Below are 8,221 nucleotides of genomic sequence, written 5' to 3' on the forward strand. Positions count from 1 at the left end.
AAGCAGGGCAGTTTGCGTGGCGGCGATCAATTTTCGTTCTATGTCTCTGACTCTATTTTTGTATTGTGGCGCTGCCGCGTGCCGGACGGTCACTGCAGAACATAGGACCAAAAGAGCTTCTCGCCCTGCAAACTGTTTTACCGCGTCATAGGACAGCCGACAGCGATAGAAGAGGATCGCCTTCAGTTGTCATTTGCAGCAGCAGGACCATGAGCTCTTTGATCTCTAGCGTGCGAGACGTGCATTTATTGCTCAACTCAGCTGTCTGAAAAGTCTTTGTAGTTCAGTTTCGACAACGAGGTCCGCTGCCTCCAGTGGTGAAACCCACCTTCTGGTCCGCTGTCCTTTCTCTCGAAAATCATCAACCTCGCCCTTGAACTTCATCAGGAACACAGAAACTACATGGGGCGGTCTCTTGTGATGCTTGATGTAAGTATAGGAGCCAATCGGCTTCTTTCCGATCTTTCCAGTGACGCCGGCCTCTTCCAAAGCCTCACGTGCGGCGCATTTGTGCGGTCGTTCGTTTCGCTTTAGGTATCCTTTAGGAATAACCCACCTGCCTGTGTCGCGACTGGTAAGAAGCAACACTTCGGGTTCGTTTCCCTCTTTGTCCCGATGGCAGATCGTCCCACACTGCGACATCTGTCGATCCTCCACGAGATCGGGCGCTTTGCTGATAAGCTCGGAGAGATAATCGGTAGTTGACACTAGTCTCACCTCTTAAGCGGCATTGTCTCCATTTCAACATTCGCGATTCCGGTCATCGGAATGCCGGTCGATCATTCCCGCCGCCCCAGAACGACTTCAAAAGTCATGCCAAATCGGCTCCGGTCCCTTATAGGCGTGACTTGCCGAGACTTATCAGTCGTTTAGCCGTGAGAAGAACTGGAAACTGGGGAACGAGGGTGTGTCGCGGGTTCGACAAAAGCAACAAAGGTCGACTTTAGTTGTCAATTTCCGGCCTTCACTGGCGCTGCAGGTGCTGCTCTCCCGCTTGCGGCATGGGAGTTGATGCTTCAGGCCTCGGAGGGGCCAACTTCCTCAAGAGAAGCAAGTTCGTTGATGCTGTACCGCCCACTCAAGCAGCATTGGAGCCGCCGCCGCTGAGGGTTGGCAAAATCGTCGGTGAACTAGCCGGCGTAACTCTCGGCCGAGTGCAATGTCCCTGAGTGAAAGCGGTGAGCTCGCGTGAAACCAGTTCATCTCCCGACATCCACAAGGCAGGGAAGCCCGAAACTAAGCTCGATCGCTATCCGACAATCCTGTCGGCTTTGCCGATTTGACGACACGAGCCGTTTTCAACCAGTTTGGTTGCATATTTAGATAAGTATCAGAAAAGAAATATGGAAGCCATTCTTCATGACCGTCGGCCGAGTTGGCATGAACTTTGAAATCGTCTGTTGAGAGGGGGGCGGGGCTCTTTGCCAGGAGCAGACCCGGCCAAACTCGATCTCGGTCGGTAATGGCTCCTGGATTTGCGCGACCAAGAAGCATTCGCAACAAGCACCGGACTTTTGGAGGAGACTTGGATGTCATGGCACGGACGAGCAAGCGTGGCATTGGCCGCTCCCACTGCTGAACTCTTCGCGCAGCATGGGCCCAGGAGCGCCAATCTGGGTGTCGATGCTCGCAGAGAGGCCGCAGCCTCGCGGCCATATGCAAGCCGACGTAGGCACATCGGGATCCGTTGCGACGTGTCTGACCGCGCCTCGTGCCAGGAAGCCGCAGACGCCGTACTTGCGGCGTTTGGCACGGCAAACGTCCTCATCACTAATGCCGGCATTATCCGGCCGGTGAAGACCTTCGAAATTACCGAAAGGAACTGGCACAGGATTGTCGACGTTAACATGACTGGCATACGCTCCCTCCGCCAGGCGTTTATCCCCAATGGCGGTGGATCGGTCGCCTGCATGTCGTCGGCCTTCGCCCAGCGCGGTCGCGGCCTCTTCGGAGGGCCACACTATTCCAAGCGAAGACCGGTGTTCTGGGGTTTGCGAAAGTCATGGCACGTGAGTTTGGGCCTGTCGGCAACCGCGTCGATTCCGTCACGCCCGGTCTCACTTAGACCGATATCACCGATAGCAAGCTCAAGCACGAGATGCCTTTGCGCTCGGCTGGCTCGGCGACGGGCGCGACATCGCCATCGAAGGAGGAAACGAACTGATCCCGCAGTCAGTCGTATCGCCGCCAATGCTCATCAAAAGTCTGGCTGCGCACGGGCCTGCCAGGGTCGCCAGACAACTCAATCAAGCAAGTAAGCTCAACCATGAACAGAAAAACGTCGGGCTATGTTTATGTCCTGTTGGCCGTGATACTTTTCGCTGGCCGGGATGGTTTTTCCAAGCTACTTGGTGAGAAGTATCCACCGATCATGGTGACTATGATGCGCCTTTGGGCGTTTGCGGTGTTTGTGACGGTTCTTGCAGCATTCTCTCCAGTAGGCCTGCGAGGCGCGTTACTCACGCAACGACCAATTCTGCAGGCACTCCGAGGTGTTCTCTTGGGGAGCCAGATCGTTGTAGTCATCTTCGCCTTCACGAGGGCTGGGTTGGCAATGAGCCAAGCGGTACTTGGAGCGACACCTCTGATCGTCACCATTCTGTCGGTGCCAATACTCGGCGAAAAAGTCGGTCGGCGTCATGGCATTCCCGTGGTTATTGGCTTGCTTGGCGTTCTGGTGCTTCTAAACCCTGGTAACGCTCATTTCGATATGCGCCTGCTGTTTCCCATAGCTGCTAGCCTCATATACGCCATGTATTCCATCGCCACCCGTGCGGTCAGCCAGGACGACCCCGTCGTGACAAGCGTCTTGTATGCAGGGGTCCCAGGAGCCATGGCCATAACGTTTGTCGGGCCGTTCTATTGGACACCTGTACATACCGCCGACTGGCCCGCAATAACCGCGCTGTGTGTTTGCGGGGCGCTTAGCCAATATTTTCTCATCAAGGCTTATGGACTGCTCAGTGCAGTTGAGGTTCAACCTCTCACATACCTCCACCTCGTTTTGAGCGGTGCTGTTGCGACCGCCTTTTTTGGTGAGACTGTGACGTGGAACATGTTAGCCGGCGCGGTGATCGTGGTCGGAGCCGGTCTGTTTAGTGTTTGGAGGGAACACTGGCTGGAAGTGCGACGAACGAAGTCGATTTAAAACAATGCCAAATTGTGCGCCTTCAATTATTCGGTCTGGACCAAGTACCTCACTTGCCAGGAACTGTGGGGCACGGGTCTGGTAAGTCGGCATCCAAGGCCGAAAACTTGCGCGCTAGATCGTACGCGTCTTGACACAGATCCAAAATCACGGCCTCCGCATCCGGTAGACCTTGCAGATGCTCTATCATCGGCTGTCATGTCGCATGTTCGACACGTGTAGGACCGGACAACGCTAGCCGCCAGCCGCAGGTCCCCTTGCGTCAAGCGGCGGTAATGGTGCTCCGATACAGAGTTATGTATCATCCCATCGAAATGATCATTTTGCTATATCGAGCGGGAAGCTGCGCGAACCGAGCCCGCCTTGGCCGGGAGGTGTCCAATGGGCCGGCTTCGCACTGCGCTCGAGCCGTTACGCAGGCATTCGCCGAGAGTGGGATACAAGTACCATGGCCCTGCGCGACGATTGTCGGAATTCGAAACCCTCATGGAGGCTCGCGGCGCCGATACCCATCACGACTGAGCTGGCAATGGAGTGGGCGACGTTGATTGGCCGACAGCCAAGCTGGTCTATCCGACTGGCCGATTCGCGCTGCTTTGCGTAGCGCCGCGTCACTTCGCCGGTCTGACGGAAATGCCACTGCGCGACGCCGTGCGGCGCGGCGGGCAGAGCCCCACATCTATAGCGATGCCGAGATTTGAGGCGCCTCTCGCGGCGGCATAGTCGCTGTCGCCGGCCGGGTGCCGCTCTACATCGAACGACGACAAACTACGGATCATAGCGCATGTTGAACCCATACGTTCGGTTCAACGTATATGCCGTAATCGTGCTCAAGCGACACAAGCATTGGCACTAGTGCACCATCAATTTCCACTATGCCAGAACGTTCAAACGTTACTCCTGTCCAACTGGACCATTCGGCAATTGTCCCGGCAATGGTCATGGAATAAGGCGCTATCTTTAAAATTCTCCCACCGGCGGTTATGTGAGTTCGCAACCAGGAATCCGCCACCGAACCGTCAGCACGCTGCAGTCTGATGTATTCATCCATTGGTAGCCGCGGGTCTCGTTGCTTTTGATTTGGACGAACCGGCACAGACAATTCGTCGAAGCCAATTTTCCTGGCACAGGTCTTCAATGCGCCCAACATTGCCAGTGCATTGCCGATACCTCGGGCTCTGGGCGTTAAAGTGATTTCGAGTGCACTCATTGTGGTTGGTTTGCGCCCAATAAGCTTATCCTCATGCGCCCAACGGATAACCTGGTCCCAACCGCCATCAGGCAACTCGGTACGCCCATCAACATTGAACGAAAACGGCACGCCGAAAGCTCGAGCAACGACCTCCTCATCCATAAGTCCTACAAACGCATAGTCCAGGTAGTTAAAAAATACAGCCTTCCCGAAATACAGCCTTGCAGTTTGATCCTGGCGCATGAAGTTCGGCCAAAGATCGTCGAAATCCGGGGAAAAAACTGAGGGAATCAGATCGGGCCGTTCCCGCAATGAGAATATTTTTAAGCTCATTGTTCTATCTCGCGTAATCCTGTCTCACTTGCATCATTTATATCAGTTGGCCCAGTCAGCAGCCTTACTCTCTGAACTCAAAGTCGCTAACCCAGGCAGAAAGATCGGTGTCGAAAAACGGCCGCTCTTAGGTGGGGCGAGCGACCGGTTTCAAGTCGGAATTCGCACCTCTTTAGGAACCATTATCCCGATCATATCCGAGATCACTCAATGGGATTTTGCATTCGGGTAGCTGAGCGTCGAAGACATGTTTGGTTGTCTTGGCAGGGAACTTCCTTCCGCTGCGAGCCATCGCAAAAATGATCTCGGGAGTAACTACCTCTCCCGGACGCCAAGCTTCTACACGAACATTGTGGTAGTCTAGTAAGAGCGCCGGCAATAATCTCAATTGAAGCCGTTTGGCGACAGCCAGTCTATGATGGCCATCCATTACAAAAAGCTCTTCCCCATGGACAGCAATTGGAGTTTTCCAGAATTTGGCTTGGAGTATCGCTTCTTCAAGCTCAAGAACGTGTCGGCAATCAACCTCTTCGGTCGGAGTCAAATTGTTGGGCTGCAACAGATAGTAGCGCATGGGCGTATAACATCCGATAGCAAAATGCCTGATATCTAGCAGGATCGCGACTTCATTAGCGAAGGCGTGCGTGACGCGTGATCTTCATGCACTAAACCAGCATTCTAGTAACCCACTGGCAACTATGCTTACAGTGCGAGTTGGAACAACAAGGTCCGATGGAGTTGTGACCTTCGTTCCTCCGTGTCGGAGTGCCGATTGATCACGCAGGTTCAAGGACATACAAAATAACTTCTTCATTCCTGCATGCCTTTTCAACGCTCCGGCGGTGAACCTATAGCTGACTGCAGATCAGTTTCTGGTGAGGAAAGCGACCTTTTCCAAGGCCATTAGACCTCGTTCGAACAAACGCTCAATGCCTCGTTCGCCGGCATTGATGGCTTCCACAATCAGGCGTGCACTAAGGCAAAGCCGCAACGCGGCAACCTGGACGCCCTCAAGCTCGCCGCAAGGAACCGGTTGTCCAACTTCGCAATGGACTGCCAATATTTTACTACCAGGCATCGTGGCTTTCGTAGTCAAGTCCCGGCACAAATGATCGTAAATTCTCTTGGTTTGCGGGGCAGATAGCGGATTTCGCGTCGCACGTCGATCTACTTGGAAGAGTAAGAAAGGAAGAATCGTCGGTATCTGGTCCCAAGAATTGTGGGTGATTGGCAGTTGGCGTTGTAAGTTGGGTTGTTCAAGCAGCTGAAAATTAGGCGCATTGTTCAGCCAGGAGGTAATCTCCTTATGAAAGTCAAACACAACGCTTTGGATATCTTCCTCTGAAACACTACGGAAAGCATGCAACTCGGCGAGTGCAGCTTCCCATCGCAAAAGTAAACCAAAGTTACTTGTTTCAGGCAGTGACTGAGCGCCTGTCCAGTTCCGTGGCCAGTCTGCCCGGCAACACGTTTCTCCGGGCATAGGACGTAGGGGTCGTTTCTTCAAGCGGCATGCCAGTGACTCAGGAACCAAGAGCATTGCCGAAAAGGCTGGACCTCCCAAAAACTTGGATCCAGTAACTATCACCAAGCAGCCGATGGTAAGGTAAGTTTGCAGCGTTTTCGGTGCCAATCGAAACTGAGATGCATCGACAAGAATTTCAACACTATCAGGCCAGCGACGCCTGAGATCCAGTGCCTTGCTCGGAGTTGGAGCCAGTACTCCGGTTTTCGAAACGTCAGTCAACACAATCAAAATACGACTGTATCGTGTTATCGCAGCCGATACTATCGCCTCGAGTTCATCATCGACGGCCGCAATAGGTCGGAGCCTGGAACCCTCCATGCGAACTGCTATCGATCTAACATCAATTGGATCTGCTGAATTCACCGTTATTCCACCACTCTCGCGGTGCGACGAATGCATGCCGCCAGCCAGAGCATGACCGACCCCACTCCCCGTCTCTTCCGGTTGGACCATAATTGCCAACGTCTTTGCTACGGAGCTTCCTGTGACCAATTTGGAGGCGAGCATGTGAGCGTCGGTGCCAGAAGGAGAAACGATGACCTCCATCCCTCGAATGTGTTCCAAACCGCATAAGCGAACGAATTCGTTGCGAACTCTGTCGATCTCTTCCAGATAGATTTCTTCCGGTGCCAGTCCATGAAAGGTCTGCAGTATCCTTTGGCGCAGTCTTTCCGCAGCTGAAAATCCGATGTCAGAAATCGTAGATGCGGTTGCGGAACCAAATGAGAATATTTCCCTGTCGGGAATCGGTTTACGACCGTACTTGTTTGTCATTTGGCTAGCATCAAGTTCGATCCGCTCGTCACCCCCCAAGGTTAGCAACTTAGCGGTCGAAGGAAGATGAGCATTCAGGTGGGGTAGCCGCTGTGTCATTTGACATCCAGATTGCTGTTCGGGTGGGTAGTCGGCAAATTGTTTAAGGCTGCTGACAGGTGGTGCGCCAAGACCCGCCGGTTTCCCGGATCAGCCATCATCGTCACGTGATCACCTGGAACGGGCACAGCCTTAATAAACTGCGCGTCCAAAATTCGATCCCATCCGCGCATTGGTGAATCTGCATGCGGCGTTGCCGGAAGTCGCGGCCTTGGGCTGGGAGAGTGCTCCAGAGCATAAAATTGGTACACGCTGACCGGCAGCGATGGCATCTGATACGAGTGTACAGCTTGGTGAAATTGCGCGTACATGATGGCGTCACGGTAGAGGTCTGGTCCGCCGACGACGGCACCGATTTGTTGCGCTTTCTCAAGCAACTGCTTAACTGAACTCTGCCCGGCCGATTGGCGCAGCATCTCGAACCCCTCGTCACTCAGCGACTCGAGAGGTTCAAAGATCATTTGCAAAGCGATTTCTGTATCCGTCATCCCGGGGGATGCAGCCGGTAGTGGCACATCGATAAGGGCAATAAACGAAACAGTTTCTTCGAGATGGAGCAGGCGCTCGGCGATTGCATAAGCCAGTACAGCTCCAGAGGAATACCCCGCAAGTCGGTATGGTCCCCGTGGCTGCACTTTCCTTATTGCCTGCGTTACCTTTGTTGCAATCTCTTCAAGGCTTGCTCGACGAGTTCCTTCAAATGGTGGCCAAGGCAAAGCGTAGACAGGGCAATCTATGTCCATCTCTTTAACCAGGGGGAACGCATATGAGCAGTCGCCATATCCTGTCGGAACAAAGAAGAGAGGCGCTAGAGACCCTATCGTGCGAACCGGCAGCACACCGGGTGTATGATGGGATGGATCCAACTTGATCTTCGGAGCGAGATCTTTGAGGATCGGGTCGTTAAAAATGTCGCTGGCGCTGATCTTCATCCCAAGGCCTAACGCTTGGGCAAGCATGCGCACCGCCAATAATGAATGGCCGCCGAGCTCGAAGAAGTGGTCGTGGCGGCCGACCCGCTCGACCCCGAGCAGCTCTTGCCAGATCGCCGCCAGTGCCGTCTCGACCGCGCCTTGCGGCGCTTCATAGGCGGTGCGGGCATAGGCATCGTCGTCGGGAACCGGCAGTGCCTTGCGGTCGAGCTTGC

General features: G+C 54.1%; 7 protein-coding genes. 2 read left to right on the forward strand and 5 right to left on the reverse strand.

All coding sequences use genetic code 11. The features are described 5' to 3' along the window. Positions 1-252: 252 nt before the first annotated feature. Complete coding sequence (locus GHK62_RS26560) at positions 253-708, reverse strand: NUDIX hydrolase (protein WP_153441989.1); 456 nt, start codon at positions 706-708, stop codon at positions 253-255. Between the two features lie 821 nt (positions 709-1,529). Here GHK62_RS26560 and GHK62_RS26565 point away from each other — a divergent pair. Both GHK62_RS26565 and GHK62_RS26570 read left to right on the forward strand, forming a co-directional pair. Further along, positions 1,530-2,258, forward strand: a complete 729-nt coding sequence (locus GHK62_RS26565) for an SDR family NAD(P)-dependent oxidoreductase (RefSeq protein ID WP_234887073.1) — start codon at positions 1,530-1,532, stop codon at positions 2,256-2,258. An 8-nt stretch (positions 2,259-2,266) separates the two neighbouring features. Beyond that, positions 2,267-3,148: a DMT family transporter gene (locus GHK62_RS26570; protein ID WP_153441990.1), complete on the forward strand. Its 882-nt coding sequence runs from the start codon at positions 2,267-2,269 to the stop codon at positions 3,146-3,148. Between the two features lie 775 nt (positions 3,149-3,923). Here GHK62_RS26570 and GHK62_RS26575 read toward each other — a convergent pair. From GHK62_RS26575 to GHK62_RS26590, 4 genes are all read right to left on the reverse strand, one after another. Then, entirely contained in the window at positions 3,924-4,583 is a 660-nt protein-coding gene (locus tag GHK62_RS26575) for a hypothetical protein (RefSeq protein WP_167528370.1), read from the reverse strand. 262 nt (positions 4,584-4,845) lie between these two features. Further along, positions 4,846-5,247 (reverse strand): ParB N-terminal domain-containing protein, encoded by a 402-nt coding sequence (locus GHK62_RS26580; RefSeq protein WP_153441992.1) that lies wholly within the window; start codon positions 5,245-5,247, stop codon positions 4,846-4,848. 291 nt (positions 5,248-5,538) lie between these two features. Next, positions 5,539-7,074, reverse strand: a complete 1,536-nt coding sequence (locus GHK62_RS26585) for a hypothetical protein (protein ID WP_153441993.1) — start codon at positions 7,072-7,074, stop codon at positions 5,539-5,541. Beyond that, positions 7,071-8,221 (reverse strand): thioesterase domain-containing protein (locus tag GHK62_RS26590; RefSeq protein WP_234887071.1); only part of this gene is annotated, 1,151 nt, incomplete at its 5' end. The genes GHK62_RS26590 and GHK62_RS26585, both read right to left, overlap by 4 nt.

Origin of the sequence: Sinorhizobium terangae, assembly GCF_009601505.1 — a bacterium.
GTDB classification, from domain to species: Bacteria; Pseudomonadota; Alphaproteobacteria; order Rhizobiales; family Rhizobiaceae; genus Sinorhizobium; species Sinorhizobium terangae.

Excerpts from the sequence above, each read along its gene's own strand:
- GHK62_RS26570 (WP_153441990.1), top strand. The coding sequence starts at position 2,267 with ATGAACAGAAAAACGTCGGGCTATGTTTATGTCCTGTTGGCCGTGATA.
- GHK62_RS26565 (WP_234887073.1), top strand. The coding sequence starts at position 1,530 with ATGTCATGGCACGGACGAGCAAGCGTGGCATTGGCCGCTCCCACTGCT.
- GHK62_RS26585 (WP_153441993.1), bottom strand. The coding sequence starts at position 7,074 with ATGACACAGCGGCTACCCCACCTGAATGCTCATCTTCCTTCGACCGCT.
- GHK62_RS26575 (WP_167528370.1), bottom strand. The coding sequence starts at position 4,583 with ATGCGCCAGGATCAAACTGCAAGGCTGTATTTCGGGAAGGCTGTATTT.
- GHK62_RS26580 (WP_153441992.1), bottom strand. The coding sequence starts at position 5,247 with ATGCGCTACTATCTGTTGCAGCCCAACAATTTGACTCCGACCGAAGAG.